The organism is Chryseobacterium sp. CY350 (assembly GCF_027945075.1).
Lineage (GTDB): Bacteria > Bacteroidota > Bacteroidia > Flavobacteriales > Weeksellaceae > Chryseobacterium.
Window position 1 is genome coordinate 1,284,281 of record NZ_CP116034.1, and the last position, 15,985, is coordinate 1,300,265.

15 protein-coding genes are annotated in these 15,985 nt (G+C 35.4%); 6 read left to right on the forward strand and 9 right to left on the reverse strand.

What is annotated here, in order from left to right; translation table 11 throughout:
* Positions 1 to 5 precede the first annotated feature (5 nt).
* The 8 genes from PGH12_RS05800 to PGH12_RS05835 form a co-directional block, all read right to left on the reverse strand.
* Entirely contained in the window at positions 6 to 1,697 is a 1,692-nt protein-coding gene (locus PGH12_RS05800) for a sodium:solute symporter family protein (protein WP_267597200.1), read from the reverse strand.
* 100 nt (positions 1,698 to 1,797) lie between these two features.
* Positions 1,798 to 4,302, reverse strand: a complete 2,505-nt coding sequence (locus tag PGH12_RS05805; RefSeq protein ID WP_267597202.1) for a PIG-L family deacetylase — start codon at positions 4,300 to 4,302, stop codon at positions 1,798 to 1,800.
* A 386-nt stretch (positions 4,303 to 4,688) separates the two neighbouring features.
* On the reverse strand, positions 4,689 to 5,108 hold the full coding sequence (locus PGH12_RS05810; protein ID WP_267597204.1) for a pyridoxamine 5'-phosphate oxidase family protein: 420 nt from the start codon (positions 5,106 to 5,108) through the stop codon (positions 4,689 to 4,691).
* 188 nt (positions 5,109 to 5,296) lie between these two features.
* Entirely contained in the window at positions 5,297 to 5,530 is a 234-nt protein-coding gene (locus PGH12_RS05815) for a hypothetical protein (RefSeq protein WP_271286809.1), read from the reverse strand.
* Positions 5,531 to 5,868: 338 nt separating this feature from the next.
* Positions 5,869 to 7,053, reverse strand: coding sequence for a hypothetical protein (locus PGH12_RS05820; RefSeq protein WP_267597208.1), 1,185 nt, complete (start codon positions 7,051 to 7,053; stop codon positions 5,869 to 5,871).
* Positions 7,043 to 8,146 carry a UDP-galactopyranose mutase gene (glf, locus tag PGH12_RS05825; protein WP_267597209.1) on the reverse strand — a complete coding sequence of 368 codons (1,104 nt, stop codon included), beginning with the start codon at positions 8,144 to 8,146 and terminating at the stop codon, positions 7,043 to 7,045. The genes PGH12_RS05820 and glf overlap by 11 nt, the downstream gene beginning before the upstream one ends.
* Complete coding sequence (locus PGH12_RS05830) at positions 8,139 to 9,266, reverse strand: glycosyltransferase family 1 protein (protein WP_267597210.1); 1,128 nt, start codon at positions 9,264 to 9,266, stop codon at positions 8,139 to 8,141. The genes glf and PGH12_RS05830 overlap by 8 nt, the downstream gene beginning before the upstream one ends.
* 220 nt (positions 9,267 to 9,486) lie before the next feature.
* On the reverse strand, positions 9,487 to 9,912 hold the full coding sequence (locus PGH12_RS05835) for a DUF2141 domain-containing protein (RefSeq protein WP_267597212.1): 426 nt from the start codon (positions 9,910 to 9,912) through the stop codon (positions 9,487 to 9,489).
* Positions 9,913 to 10,297: 385 nt separating this feature from the next.
* Here PGH12_RS05835 and PGH12_RS05840 point away from each other — a divergent pair, with 385 nt between their 5' ends.
* From PGH12_RS05840 to ade, 6 genes are all read left to right on the forward strand, one after another.
* Positions 10,298 to 10,513 (forward strand): hypothetical protein, encoded by a 216-nt coding sequence (locus PGH12_RS05840; protein WP_267597214.1) that lies wholly within the window; start codon positions 10,298 to 10,300, stop codon positions 10,511 to 10,513.
* 42 nt (positions 10,514 to 10,555) lie between these two features.
* The gene (locus PGH12_RS05845; RefSeq protein WP_267597216.1) at positions 10,556 to 11,152 is read left to right on the forward strand and encodes a Crp/Fnr family transcriptional regulator; all 597 of its coding nucleotides are present in this window, start codon (positions 10,556 to 10,558) and stop codon (positions 11,150 to 11,152) included.
* Positions 11,153 to 11,589: 437 nt separating this feature from the next.
* Complete coding sequence (locus PGH12_RS05850; RefSeq protein WP_267597218.1) at positions 11,590 to 12,159, forward strand: hypothetical protein; 570 nt, start codon at positions 11,590 to 11,592, stop codon at positions 12,157 to 12,159.
* Positions 12,160 to 12,240: 81 nt separating this feature from the next.
* Positions 12,241 to 12,951 (forward strand): ABC transporter ATP-binding protein, encoded by a 711-nt coding sequence (locus tag PGH12_RS05855; protein ID WP_267597220.1) that lies wholly within the window; start codon positions 12,241 to 12,243, stop codon positions 12,949 to 12,951.
* A 50-nt stretch (positions 12,952 to 13,001) separates the two neighbouring features.
* Positions 13,002 to 13,436, forward strand: a complete 435-nt coding sequence (locus PGH12_RS05860) for a hypothetical protein (RefSeq protein ID WP_267597222.1) — start codon at positions 13,002 to 13,004, stop codon at positions 13,434 to 13,436.
* Positions 13,437 to 13,509: 73 nt separating this feature from the next.
* A complete protein-coding gene (ade, locus tag PGH12_RS05865) occupies positions 13,510 to 15,138 on the forward strand; it encodes an adenine deaminase (protein ID WP_267597223.1) in 1,629 nt (542 codons plus the stop codon).
* Between the two features lie 2 nt (positions 15,139 to 15,140).
* On the opposite strand, the gene PGH12_RS05870 is transcribed toward ade, so the two are convergent.
* Entirely contained in the window at positions 15,141 to 15,932 is a 792-nt protein-coding gene (locus PGH12_RS05870; RefSeq protein ID WP_267597225.1) for a patatin-like phospholipase family protein, read from the reverse strand.
* Between the last annotated feature and the right edge of the window lie 53 nt (positions 15,933 to 15,985).

Consider the following 15,985-nt stretch of genomic DNA (forward strand, 5'->3'; position numbering starts at 1 on the left):
TTCTTTTACGAAGATACTGCTTTCGGCTTATAAAAAATCAATCCAACTGCAGAAAATATTATGACTGCCGCAGCTCCAATCACATTGAGCCATAGGAAAGAAACAATATCAAAATTATAGATGGCAATGACTGTGATTTCTGATAAAATTGCCGAAATAAACACATTCGCTCCTCTAACTTTTTTAAAGTAAAAAGCAACAAGGAAAATACCCAGTATCGGGCCGTAGAAAAGAGAACCCAATACATTCACCGCTTCAATAAGCGAACCCATCTGAGTGGCAAACATCGCAACGCCGATGGAGAAAATCCCCCACGCTAAAGTATGAAGACGGCTGTATTTCAGTTCGGTTGCATCATCTGGAATTTCTTTTTTGAATATTAAATGAACATCTTTCAGTGAACAGGCCGCAAGAGAATTCAGTGCTGCAGAAATTGAACCCCAACTCGCCAGAAAAATCACGGCAAACAGTAAACCGATCATCCCGACAGGCAAAGTATTTTTTACGAAATACAGGAAAATATAATTGGTATCCGTTTTTTCTGCATTGTATTTTAAATTGTTGATGGCTTCTTCTACCCTGCTGTGAAGTGCTTTCACCTGAGTTTGTGTATTTTTAAAATCCTCAATTTTATTATTAAGTTGCGGAGACTGAGTTTCCTTTAACTTCAAAATTTCTTTCGATTCTGAATTGAATTTGGCTTGCAGATCCTGATGTTCTTTTTCAAAAACCGCGGCCTGTTCAGGTTTTGTTTCCTTTAAATGCTGATAAGAACGTTCATTAAAATAAACCGGCGCCGGCTTTAGCGAAAAGAAAGCAAAAAGCAAAGCACCAATTAAAAGAATAGCAAACTGCATCGGAATTTTAACCAAACCATTCAGCAGCAAGCCCATTTTTGCATTCGTATTGTCTTTCGCCGTAATATATCTCCCAACCTGACTCTGGTCGGTTCCGAAGTAAGAAAGTGCCAGGAAAAAACCGCCGATCAGCCCGCTCCAGATGTTGTATTTATCCTTCCAGTCGAATTCTGTGGTGATGACATTCAGCTTTCCAGATTTTCCTGCCAGATAAAGCGCATCTTTAAATCCGATTCCATTCGGCATATTCTGGATCAGCAGATAACCTGCAAAAGCCATTGTTCCGAGAATAATGAGAAACTGTAATTTTTGGGTGTGGGCAATTGCTTTTGCACCGCCAATGTAGGTGTAAATCAACAGAATCCCGCCCGTCAAAACATTAGTCAGATAAATATCCCAGTTTAAAACACTTGAAAGGATGATGCTCGGTGCGTAAATGCTTATTCCTGTCGATAAGCCTCTCGAAAAAAGGAAAAGCAGTGAAGTGAGTACTCTTGTTTTTTTATCAAAACGGTTTTCCAGATATTCATAAGCCGTATAAACATTTAAACGCTGAAAAATTGGGATGAAGGTGATACAGATGACAATCATCGCCAAAGGCAGACCAAAATAATACTGCACGAAACGCATTCCGTCTGTATAAGCCTGACCCGGTGCCGAAATAAAAGTAATTGCGCTTGCCTGAGTCGCCATAATACCGATCAGCACAATGTACCAGGGCATTTTATTGTCTGCTTTCAGGTAAGATTCGTTGCTTTTCTGGCCACGGCCGATCCATACGCCATAAACGACAACGCCAACCAGCGTAAAAATAAGAGCAGTCCAGTCTATCGTACTCATCGCCAGAAATTAGTAAAAAGATAATAAAATACAATCTGCAGTATTAAAGCCACGGCTAGTAATACGTACCAGAGATTCCAGTTTTTAAGTTGATTGCTCATCAGTTTTTCTGTGCAGATAAAAAGTTTAAAAATAAACGCGCCGCGCCCACATTTCCTGCAGGCAACTGTCTGAAAAATGCCAACGGAGTATAAATAAAATTGCCTTTTCCATATTTCGTATACAAAGTTGAACCCTGCAGAGGTTCTTCGCCCGTATCGTGCATTTCAAAAAGCGGTTCGTATGCCGGATCCCATTTGTCCGGGAAGTAAGCGCCACGCTCCTGCACCCAACCATTAAAATCATCTGCAGTAATTTTGTTTGGAAAGTTGAGTAATTTATGATTTGGATTTAAAAACTTAACCTCAGCATTTTCTTCGGTAACCCGTTTATTGGCAATACTGAAGCTGTACATTCCCAACTGGTCAACAGTTGTATCCTGATTGGTGTTGTACTGCATCACCAGATTACCGCCGCCTTTCACGTAAGACCATAAAAAAGGCATCCAACGACCCAGTTTTTTCTCAGTATTATTTGCACGAACACCCAATACGATGGCATCATATTGTGATAACTTGTTTTGACTTCTGTTTCCTGCAGATTCATCTAAGTTGCCATAAAAATCTTCATCTTTCAGTACATCAACCTGAATACCCGCAATACGTAAAAACTCAGGAATAAAATCGCCCGCACCTTGTATGTAACCCACTTTTTTAACCTTCACCTGAATATCACCTTTCATCACGGGTACCATCGCAGGCGTAAAATATTGTAAGGAAGGAAGATGCGGATACTGAATTAATACCTGTTTTTTGTTATAACTGATCCCATCTGCAACAAAATTGGCTTCCAATTGTAACTGATTTGATTTTATGGCGGCCAATTTAGCTTTTGGAATGACATAATCGACCGTAAAATCTTTTCCATTAATGGATTTTAAATCACCGCCGCCTAATTGTTCTCCTTTATATAAAAGGTTTAATTTTCCATTACTGAACTTTTTGTTCGAATTAACCTTAAAATTTAAACTCAAACGTAAATCTTCATTTTCTTTGACTAAATAAAGCGGTTGTGTAAATTTCAGTTCCAATGCAGGAACAATGCGCAAGCCTTCAACTACATCACCACGCACCGGGTCTAATTTTTTGAAAGATAAAGGAAGTTTAACCTGAAATGTTTGCGAACCTATTTTTAAACCAACTAAAACATTCAGTGATGATTCTGCTTCGGGCAAACCGATTAAAGTATCATTCGGAACAGAGAAAGTGGCCGCATCTTTGGCTGGTTTAGCTAACCAGTAAGGTTCCGTGAATGCTGCATCAGCAGGAATCTGAATATCGTGCTGAATGGTAATTAAAGAATCTTTAGACAGTTTTCTGTTGACGTTTTCTGACTGATTCAGCCATTTTACATTTTCTAAAACAACAGGATTTTCAGCTCTTGAAATTAGATTTAATTTAAAAATATACTGGTCTCCGGCAACCGCTTCAGCCTGATTGGTCACGACCTCGCCCATAAAACCGGCACAGCTTAAAATAATATGATCAAGAGATTTGATTTTATCCTTTTTTAAATCTGAATCTTTCAGCGCCATCACTTTTTTTCTTAAAACCAATAAAGAGGGTAAGCTCAAGTCAGGTTGATTAAAATTGAAAGCGGAAATAATTTTGTCCAAAGATTGTTCAATATCAGCGTTTCCTTTTGCAGTCCAGTTTTTAACTACGCCATCAAAAAGTGTTGATTTTGCGGGCTCACCGGCAACGTGACTGAAATATTCAGTTTTGATTCCTGCGACAGACTGTGTTCCTGCGCCTTGACTTTTATGTAAGCTTCTGCTCAATCCTGCCAGTTCACCATATCCTAATCCCAGTTGTGCGTCGTATTGCCCAACGGTAATTTTCATTTGATTTTCGGCAGTCGTATTGACAGAACCAAAGCGGAAAGTATTCCACAACAAACGTTTAGGCTGCCATACATTCACATATTTCAATTGATTTGGGAACGCAGTTTTATCACCCGCTAACTTAAACGCTTTTTCCGCAAGTACAGCCGAAGCAGCATGTTGCCCGTGTCCCGCCGCCGCAGTAGGTGGAAAACGGCAAATAATCACATCAGGACGGAAATTGCGGATAACCCAAACGACATCGGCCGTAATGGTGTTTTCATCCCATTGTTTAAAAGTGTCGGTTGTATTTTTAGAAAAACCGAAATCAATCGCGCGGGTAAAAAACTGTTGGGCACCGTCTAATTTTCTTGCCTCCAAAAGTTCGTGTGTTCTGATCAAACCCAACGCTGCACCTTGTTCTATTCCTAATAAATTCTGTCCGCCATCACCTCTCGTTAAGGACAAATAGCCTGTTTCCACATTCTGGTCATTGATTAACCAGGAGAGTAATCCCGTATTTTCATCATCGGGATGAGCGGCGAGATATAAGACTTTCGGAATATTTTTGAGGGTTTTGAGATCGCGGTAAATTTCAGATGATTTTGAGGGCCGAACCTGCTGGGCCGAACAAAAAACCGTGAAAAAGCCGAGAATAAATATCGTAAGTACTTTTTTGAACATTTAGATTTGCTTTGCTGAGCAAATATAAGTAAATGGTTTTTCTTTAAGCTTAAAGAATAATAATCGGCTTTTCCATCTTTAAAAGGAAGTAAATTTTAATAAATTCAGACTAATTGTGGAACATACTTTTGTCTTTTTCGCAATTAAATTTGAACTCTTTCTTATAAATTAGAATTCTTGGTAAAGTTTCCGTTTTTGTTCTTTTTAAAATAAAAAAGGTTCCAATTTTCACATGGAACCTTTTCTTATTACTTAGGACTATCAATTTGCTGAAAATAAATAACCATAAGGTGATTTTCTATAAGATCATTTTAAATAATCATTTAGTTAAAAAATATTTAAATTTTTAATATAATAATATGCTGTAATACTAAATGATGCCATCTTTATGAAGAAATATATTCGCCTTCTTCTTCTTTATGCCAGAAGGAAACACGTTTGGATGTTACTTTTACCAAACAAATTCCGGGTGTGTCGATACCTTCGGGAAACCATTGTTCGAGTTCATCAATCCACTTTTCCTGTAAAACTTCTTTATCTTTTACGATAGTTGCTGTGCCATAGCAATCGATGAACAGCATATCATCAGTTTGATAAATCAGGCTAACTCTGTGATCATTTTTAATCTGTTGAACTTTATTACTGTCTTCATACGTGAAAAACCATGAGTCGCCATCATATTCAACTTTTCCGTTATTACTCATAGGTCTTGAGTGAGTAATTCCTTTCCCGTCAACTGTTGTCATCATACAGAAGTCGAGATCTTTCATTTTTTTTGCAATTGTTTGCAGTGATGCTTTTTTCATTGTAAATTTATTTGTAATTGTGGTGTTTGAGTATTTGTATTTAACTCAAATTCTTATAACCAAATGACGTACCGATTCCTGCGCACTGCATACATTTTGTTCTATGCTTTTACAATTAAAAAATTTAGAAATAAATAATTCAACAGAAGATGATTTTATAAATTCAAAAGATTTAATTCAAAAAATTATTAAGTTATCATTCTGAATTTACGCTGGTTCCATTTTCTTCTGAATACTTTACCATCTTCAAATCTATAAAAGAAGGTTTCTTTCTCTTTTTGATAAGGTTTTATGAGTGTAAAGCATTCTCCATCCGGAAGCTCAAGAATCTCATGAATTGTTTTTGCCGGAACGAAATGCGTGGTTCCTTCTTTTTCTGTGATGATCTGAAAACGTGTAAGATCCGTCATCGTGAATCTCATAAATTCTTTCTACATAACTCCCTTTCAAAATGTAAGTGGTAAAACTAAAAGGATGATCATGTACATGATCGTGTTGATCTTTCCTGCTAAAATGATGAATGACTGCATCAAAAGGTAAACCCAGCAAATGATGTTTCGTAAAAACGTCATTCATTTTCTCTCGCTTTATCTTTATTTTAATCATTTCTAAATTTATTGATGTTGAATTTTCTTTTAAATAAATTAAACTGCCAAAATTTGAAACTTAAAGCTCAAAATATCTCTCCAAACTATCCTGTTTGAAAATGATAATCAAAGCCTTCGTCATAAGGAAGACTTTGATTTCTTAACTACAAAACTTAAATTGATACCACTGCATCAATTATGTTTACATTATTTTTAAATTCTAAAAATGCATCAATGCTTTCTGCATCCGGAATTCTCTCCAGAGAATTTTTATCATAGATATCAAAAATCCCGCTGTGATGCCAGTGATCTAAATGATCCCAGTCTGGACGGTCGATAATCGGGTAATAACAGCACCCAAAAAGAGGAATACCAGAACTTAAGATAGATTTGCACTCTTGATTAATTTGCCTGATCCACTTCGCTCTGTCTTCAGCGGGATGACTGGTCTCTGCAATAATTATAGGTCTGCCATATCTTGAAAAAACATTTTCTACCAAAGAATGCAGCGACCTGAATAAATGGTGTGGCGGCTCATCAGCCCAAGGCAGAAACTCGTGAGTTTCGTTGATCCATTGGTTGTTGTAATAATAATTTGCACCGATAATATCCAGATATTCCGGCTTACCTCTGAGTTCCGGGCACATCGCTCCCGATAAAATATCGTGAACCTGAAACTGCTCAAAATGTTTCTCTTCTGCGGACAGCAAAGAAATATCATTACCGATATTATTTGAAACGATGTTGACCAAAGGCTCGGTGATAAGAATTCTAACCGATGGATCTACTTTCCGCATCATCTCAATTCCTTCAATATATGCTTTCATTAATGCATATTTTACTTCCCAACCCTGACCGACACAGTATGGTGAAGTTCCTCGTACATCTCCGCCCAGCCATGATATAAAACTGACTTCATTAATCGGAGTGACAATTAAAGTATCGTAAGGAACAATGCTTCTGTATTTTATTACAAATTCGCGACACAAATGACTGAATCTTCTTGCAAACATTGGGTGAAGCGGTGTAAGATCATCGGGAAAACCAAAATGACAGATATCCCACATCACCTGAATGTTTTTTAAATGAGAAACTTTTATGATACGGTCAACTTCAGACCAATCGTACTCGTAAGGCTTCGTTTCTACCGCGCTCCAGCGAATTCCTTCGCGCACAGTTTTTATTCCTAAATCGTCTAAAAGATCATAATCTTCTTCCAGAAAGCGGTCGTGTCCCGACAATTGGTACAAATCTACTCTTTCCCCAAATGCATTCTGATGGTCTGCACACTCAAAACCGCCCATCAGAAAACTTCTGAAAGGATTATTGTTAGATTTTAGATAATCATTACTGAACATAAGCTTCCCTGCTTTTTAACTTTTTAAACAAAGCCAGTGACTGCGCAACTACCTGATCCATATTGTAGTATTTGTAAGTTCCCAAACGACCTGTAAAAAAAACATCAGGATGATCTTCTGCCAGTTTTTTGTATTGATTGTAAATTTCCTGATTCTGTTTCCTTGGGATCGGATAATAAGGATCTCCCTCGGCAGTCGGATATTCATATACAATAGTGGTTTTATCGTTTTTTTGCCCCGTCAGAAATTTAAATTCAGTTATTCTCGTATATAAATTCGATGTTGGATAATTAACCGTTCCTGTCGGCTGATAATTTTCCTGATTCAGTGTTTCAAATTTAAAATCAATAGAACGATACGGTAATTTACCGAAACAATAATCAAAATATGAGTCGATCGGGCCTGTATAAATCAAAGTTTTAAAAGGAATTACATCCATAATATCCTTATAATCAGTCTGAAGCATAATGCTTATATTTTTGTGTGAAAGCATTTTCTTAAACATTTCTGTATAGCCAGTTTTCGGCATGGCCTGAAATGTGTCTGTAAAATAGCGATCATCTCTATTGGTTCTGGTAGGAACACGCGCAGTTACGGATGCATCAAGTTCTGAAGGATCAAGATCCCACTGTTTTTTTGTATATCCTTTAAAAAACTTTTCGTAGAGTTCTTTCCCTACCACATTCAGAACGACGTCTTCCGAAGTCAGAATCGGATTTCTTTTTTCAGCTTTTGAAGCCAGAAAATCTGTGATCTCATCTGATGTAAGATTCTTACCGTATAATTGATTGATCGTCGTAAGATTAATAGGAATCGGAACCAGCAATCCGTCAACACTTCCGAGAACCCGATGTTCATAAGGCCTCCACTCTGTAAATTGCCCTAAATATCTGAATACATCTTCTGAATTGGTGTGAAAAATATGAGGACCGTATTTATGAATGAGAATTCCGTCTTCGTTATAATAATCAAAAGCGTTTCCTGCGATATGATTTCGTTTATCGACAATTAATATCTTTTTTCCTTCATTCGCAAGGCGTTCTGCTAAAACTGCTCCGGCGAAACCGCAGCCTACTATTAAAAAATCATACATGGTTGATCTGCTTTTTATTATTTGTAATTTGTAATTTTTTCGACTCTACTGCATTGATGAGTGCATTCATTTTGCTATATGTATTATCCCAGGAATCATTTTTCAGAAAATGATCGACATTTCTGAGCCAACTGTCGTTTTCTGTATCTGCAAATATTTTTTCGGCAGCAGAGACAAATGAATCAGCATCTGAAACAATTTCCACTAAACCAGCATTACCGTACGGTTGTACTACATCCTTGATTGGTGTTGATATCACAGGTTTACCGGCAGCAAGATATTCGGGAGTTTTTGTAGGACTTATAAATTCAGTTGATTCATTTAAAGCAAATAAAATGAGGGCAATATCCCAATTTGAAATGTACGAAGGCAATTCTGCATAAGTTTTTGGTCCTAAATAATGAATATTGGAAGCTTTTGGTAAAACTTCGGGATCAATTTTTACGACTGGACCGATGATCACAAACTGCCAGTGAGGACGCTTTGCAGAAATCTCACGCAGAAGCTCAATATCAAACCTTTCGTCTACAACGCCAAAAAATCCTAATCTAGGAAAACCGATCGAAATCTGATCTTCAGGATCATGCTGAATATTTCTAGCCAGCCCAAAGTGAGCTTTATCAATACTGCTCGGCATTGCATGAATATTGTGGTGTCTGTTTTTTTTAGCCTGATAAAGAGAGTTACCGCCCGTGAAAACTACGTCAGCTTTTCTGAAAAGTTCATTCTCTAATTCTAAAAGCTGTGGCGGTGCAAATCTGAACGCAGAAAGCTCATCCATAGAATCATAAATAACAGTCTGAGGAGTAAGATGATCAGTAAACTGAAGTGCCATTGGTGTATAATACCAAACGGAATATCTTCTAATCTGATATTCTTGCAAAACCTGATCAATGAGATTTCTGACTCTCTCATTTGTGGTTTCATCAAAAGCAGTGACTGTAAGTTCTACTATAAAAATTCCGTCTTGAGTATTTACAGAAAATTGATTGAAGTCACCTATTTTTGGTTCTTCAAAATAAAACACCTGATATTCTCTGGAAAACCTTGTCAAAAGGTGTTGAGGTCGTTGGTACACAAAAGTCCACGACAGATGGCTGAAGCACAGTAAATATTTCATATAATAATGTTGATTTAGAAAAACAATTTAGGCAAATCATCTTCTGCAATCCTATGATTGTGATCATAGCCATTATAATATTATTGGTTAGTACAACGCCGTCAACATGATTAAATGATGAACTTTGTACTGTTGACATGAGGAATATATATCAAGCACTACTGTTTCGTAAAAGCTAGTATGCGATTACGTAGTGATTTTCTTGATACAAAAAGTAAGTTTAATTTCCGATTAAAGAGATGTTGGTTTTAGTAGAATTTTTAATATTGATTTTAACATCGTCAAATTTCGGAGCAGAAAATTTAGGTTTATAGTTATTTGAGAAGCCAAATCCTTCGGTTGGATATCCTATCATATTTTTGTCGCATCTCTCATTATTGTTTTCATCCTGATACACTGCAACTGCGTAATCTCCGACAGGCAAATTTTTGAAAGTATAACTGACTTTAGTACCTGTTGCTTTCACTTTTGCATTAGCAAACGCAGCATCTTCATTCAAAAATGCAGATTTTTTATCAAACAGACCAAAATAGACATATCCTTTGTCAGCCACCAACCGTGAAACCTCAACTGTAAAATGATTTTGCGCAATAAGAGTTGTATTGACTGATAATAGGAATAATATCCCGATGATTTTCTGTTCCATAATTTCTACTTTTTTCTGATTGATGAATGTAAACCAATACTATTTCAACGAACAATTTCTAAAGTATGCTACTGTCAAATAGTATTCCGCAAAAAATAATTCCATTTTCTCAAAACAGTTTTTTAGAAAAAAGAAGAAGATTAATTTAAAGCTAAAATAAAAGTATTACGATACGAAATACTACAATAAAGTAGTATCCATAATCATTTAGGTAATAAATTTGATTATCAATGTAGTTTTAATTCTTCCTTTCGTAATTAATTTATGCTTTTTATTTATTTTCATATATTTTTTATCAATAGTTTATTTTAAAAAAAATTGCAATATGTCACTATATTTGTAAGCTGTATTCACGCATTCAAATATTCAAACAAACGCACATATCATGGATCCTATCGAAATGGAAGATCAAATTCTTAAAATAGTCAAAAAAAAACATAATGACACTGGTGGAAATAATGGCAACTTTTTTGGAGACTTTGATCATATCCTCAAGATGGATATCTCCGAACGAAACAACTTTTTACAAAATATGGTTACCAGAAAGCTGATCGTCATCAGAGAAGGTCAGAATGCCAGAATGATTATGTTGCCTAAATAATGATATATTAACAGTTTTTTTAATTTTTAACACCAAATAAAAATGCTTATTGATAGTAAATTACTCCTTGAATACGGAGCTACGACTGAAAAATTTACTCCGTCCGAAATTATTTTCAATGAAGACAGTACCCCAAAATATTATTACCAGCTCGTTTCTGGAAGAGTAAAGCTAAATCACATTGATGAAAGTGGTAAGGAGTTTATTCAGACAATACTCACCTCCGGACAGAGCGTGTGCGAACTGATGCTTTTCATAGACGAATCATATCCCGTCAATGCAATAGCACTTACCAATGCTTCTGCTTTAAGAATAAAAAAAGAAAATTTCTTTAAGCTTTTAGATGATCATCATCAGATTTCTCTCGACATTAATAAATTTCTTGCAGAGAGATTATACCAGAAATTCCTGATGCTGCAGAACAATTCTTCTCTGGACCCCGAAGTGCGCATTATGGGAATACTTCGATACCTTAAAAGTTTTACTGAAAACAAAACGCCTCACACCTTCGAGGTTTTGCATACGAGACAGCAACTGGCCTCACTTACCGGACTCAGGGTAGAAACCGTTATTCGTACCATAAAAAAAATGGAAGAAAAAAACATTGTCAAAATCGAAAACAGGAAAATTCTTTTATAATCAGCATAGGTAAGATTATCCTATAAAGTTGATACATTTAATTACTTATTGTAGATTATCTATTAGACATAACGAGTTTATGATTTATAGTCGGAAAGTCAAAATAATTCTTCCAATTTCCAACATCCGGATAATATTTAAATTGAAAAGCAATAAAATGGGCTATTCATTAATTTAAATGAAGATTTTAATTATCTTTGCACACTTGAATAAAAAATTATAGTCGTTTTTTTGAGTCAGCAGCTTTACAAAATATCTTTTCAACAGATTTGATTTCTGAGATTTTGTAGCAATGTGACGAAGGTTAAATTTACCTTAATGTTGCCATTGCAAAAGACTGATTCAAAAATTTACATTAATTTTGTTCGAGAAAAAACGTTGTTGTGGTATAATATAATTAAATTAGCATACCATATCAAAATATTAAAATCAATCGCATGAGAAAAATAATTCTACTATTTGCCTGCATGTTCAGCATTTCTGCGTTCTCGCAGATCAAAGTTCTGAAGAATGAGACCTTGGTGGAAATCGGAAAGGATAATTCGGTCGGCCTATATAAAAAAGAAAACAGATTTACTTTCAACTATCAAGATATAAACACGAGTAATCTTAATACTTTCAGATCTTTTTCTTTTCTGGACGTGAACGGTGATGTTATGGATCTTTACAAACTTTTGACCGACGGCTTTATAGATGAGCCTGTAGGAAATGTTATGCTTGAGCTTCCTAACGACGTCATTGAACTTCATTATGAGAAAAACTACGGTCAACCTACCGTACAGTTTATCCATTTTATCAATAAAAACAGAAAATATGTAGGAAAGTCACAGTTTCTGAATAAAAAACAAATCGATAAGATATTCGGAATCGGAACTTCCAAAGCTGCACTGTACAATAAACAAAAACAAGCGGTACATCCTGTTTCTAACATGGCAAATACTCAAAACCGTTATGAGACGGCCACACCAGCGAAAAGTACAACACCTAAAAAGAAATCAAAAAAATAACAGTTATTTCTTTATAAATACATAACTCATTCTTCAAGAATGAGTTTTTTTTATTTTATTTTTGTAAAAAGATTAATAATTATGTCTCTTCACGTAGTCAATTTAACCAAAAACTTTGCCGAGCAAACTGCACTCAACAATATTAATATTTCGATTGATAAAAATGAAATCATAGGCCTTCTTGGTCCCAACGGAGCCGGAAAATCTACGCTGATGAAATCTATTGTTGGTGCATTAAAAATTGATGAAGGCGAAATTATTTTTAATGGAAAAAACATTTCGGAAAACGAAATAGAAAGCAAAAAGAATATTGGCTTTCTCCCGGAAAACAATCCGTTGTATCTGGAAATGTACGTGAAAGAATATCTGCAATTTGTTGCAAATATTCACAAAATTTCAGAATCAAGAGTTGATGAGGTGATCGAACTTGTAGGAATTACTCCGGAAAAATCAAAAAAAATAAGCCAACTTTCTAAAGGTTACAAACAGAGAGTAGGTTTGGCTCAGGCGATCATACACCAACCTGATTTACTAATTTTGGATGAACCCACAAACGGTTTAGATCCCAATCAAATCATCGAAATAAGAAATGTAGTGAAGGAAATCGGCAAAGAAAAAACAGTTTTACTTTCTACGCATATCATGCAGGAAGTTGAAGCACTTTGCTCAAGAGTGATTTTAATTCATAAAGGAAATATTTTGCAGGATTGTGCGATTGAAGAATTTAAAGGGAAATTTGACAGCCTGGAAGAAGCTTTCGCCAGTTATACTCAAGGAGAAATTATTTCGTAATTGGCTTTAAATTTGATAATGTTCACGTACAAACTTAAAATACATCAAAAATGATTAAGAAATTATTATTAGGAACTTTCTGCATTGCTCAGTTTTCATTTATTCTGGCAAATGATCTAAAACCAAGCCCCGGAAACGCAAATGGAATCGAATATTTACAAACCGTACCAAAAACGGTTATCATTAAAACTAAAAAGTTTAAAATAAGAATCGATAAGCAACCCAACGGAAATTACCTTTATCAATCTTGGGGCGCAAATACAAAAATTACTGCAAAACCAAGCATGATTATCTCTAACGGTGACATGATTCCTGATGGTTCGGGTGGTAATTATTATTTCGAATTTAATAATAATGGTACTATTTATCAGGTTTGGAGAAATTATCTCACCAATTCTTCTAAGAAAGCACCTTATACTTTGGTGGTGATTGACAGTAATGGTAAAGAAGTTGTAAGGCAAGATGCGCAAGTTGTAAAAAATTAAATCTAAATAGAAAATCAAAAAATAAATTCCTAATTTTCACAATTAGGAATTTTTCATTTTAAATAAAAACACGATGAATTTTAAAATTAAAGCCAATTTAATAGACATCATTGCAAGAGAAACTTTTCCTGCAGAAGTTATAATTTCAGATTCAAAAATCACTTCAATAAAGCGAATCAATGAAAAAGTAGAGACCTACATTCTACCCGGTTTTATCGATGCCCATGTTCATATTGAAAGCAGCATGCTTGTACCATCAGAATTCGCAAAAATTGCAGTAAAACACGGAACCGTAGGCACCATTTCTGATCCGCATGAGATTGCCAACGTCTTAGGAATTCCGGGTGTAGATTATATGATAGAAAATGCTAAGCAGGTTCCTTTTCATTTTTACTTTGGAGCGCCATCGTGTGTTCCGGCAACTCAGTTTGAAACTGCAGGAGCGGTAATTGATGCTAATGACATTGATCAATTGCTTAGCAGAAAAGAAATTGTTTATCTGGCAGAGATGATGAACTTTCCAGGTGTTATCTATAAGGATGAAGAGGTTTTGAAAAAAATTGCTTTTGCAAAAAAACATGGAAAACCAATCGACGGTCATGCTCCGGGATTAATGGGAGAAGGAATGAAAACCTATTTTGATGCCGGAATCACTACAGATCATGAATGTTTTGGTTACACAGAAGCTTTAGAAAAATTAAAACATGGTGTGAAAATTTTGATCAGAGAAGGTAGTGCCGCGAAAAATTTCGATACCTTAATTCCTTTATTAAAAGAATTTCCAGAGCAGATCATGTTTTGTTGCGATGACAAACATCCCGATAATCTAATTGAATCTCATATTAATGATCACGTAAAACGTGCCTTAAACCAAGGTCATGACTTATATGATGTTCTTCGTGTAGCTTCTTACAACGTCGTACAACATTACAATTTACCCATTGGTTTACTGCAGATTGGCGACAAAGCAGATTTTATTGAAATTGATAACCTTAATGATTTTAATATTTTAAAAACATACATCAGCGGAGAATTGGTGGCAGAAAATGGAGAGTCGTTTATTCAATCTGTAAAAGCTCCGATTGTCAATAATTTTAACTGTAATCTCAAAAAACCTTCTGATTTTGAAATTAAAAGTGAAGGTAAAAAATTACGTGTAATAGAAGCTTTAAATGGACAATTAATCACCCACGAAATTCTAACAGACACGTTGGTAATTAACGGTTTTGCAGATTCAAATATTGAGGAAGATATTCTTAAGATTGCTGTAGTCAACCGTTACTATGATGCTCCTGTTTCTATAGCTTTTATTAAAAATTTAGGTTTAAAAAGTGGAGCAATCGCCTCTTGTGTTGCGCACGACTGCCACAATATTGTGGTGGTGGGAACTAATGATGAAGACATTTGTAAAGCCGTCAACGCCATCATTAAAGCAAAAGGTGGTATCTCTTTAGCAAATGGTAATGAAGAAATCGCTTTGGAATTACCAATTGCAGGAATTATGACCGATCTACCGGCTGAAGATGTCGCAGAATTATACATCAAATTAGACCGAAGAGCTAAAGAGTTAGGAAGCAAACTGAGAGCGCCTTATATGAGTTTATCATTCATGGCACTTTTGGTAATACCCGAATTAAAATTGAGCGATAAAGGTTTATTTAATGGTAAAAGTTTTGAGTTTACAGATGTCTTTGTCAAGTAAAATTAGTTTTTCAATTCTTTCATAAAATTACTTTCCGAATAACTGTTTTTTGCGGCGTCATAACCGATGTTGTAAATTTGTTCGAGGCGTTCTTTTTTCCTTTCGAAATTCCCGAAAGGTGAGAGATCTTTTGAAGAAATGAGCCAATCACAATATTCAAATTTTACCTTTTCAACTCGGTACGAAAACAAATCGAAAGAACGTGAAACAATTGATTTGATGGTTTTCAGATCACTGATTTTGATGTCGTGTGGCGGCGAAACAAAAACTCCGATCAATTTATCACAGTCGTTTCTGATGATGTCAGCCGGAAAATTATTGAGAACTCCCCCATCGCAATACATTTCTTCACCCAAAATATAAGGCGTTGTTATCCCGGGAATTGAGCAGGAAGCAATCATTGCATCGATTACTTTAAAATCTTTATCAAATATTTTTTCTGTTCCGGAAACCAATTCTGTGGCAACTATTCTTACCTCTTTATCTAAATCACCAATTTTCATATCCTGAAAAATCGGTTTAAGATAATTGGCAAAAATAATAGAAGAAACCAGTCCGGGCTGATTAAACGTGAAGTGCTTCCAGTTAAAGAAATAGATCGACTGAAAAAAGTCTAAAATTTCTTCAGGTTTTTTTCCGATCGCGTAAAGACAGCCAACGATAGATCCCGCGCTGCAACATGACAGGATATCTACATCAATATTTTTTTCGCTGAGAAATTTTAAAACTCCGGCATGCGCAATCCCTTTGGTACCGCCACCAGATAAAACCAATCCTGTTTTTTCAAAATTCATTGAATAAATTTAATGAAAACTCTCTGTAAAAAAAGAAATAATGATATTAATAT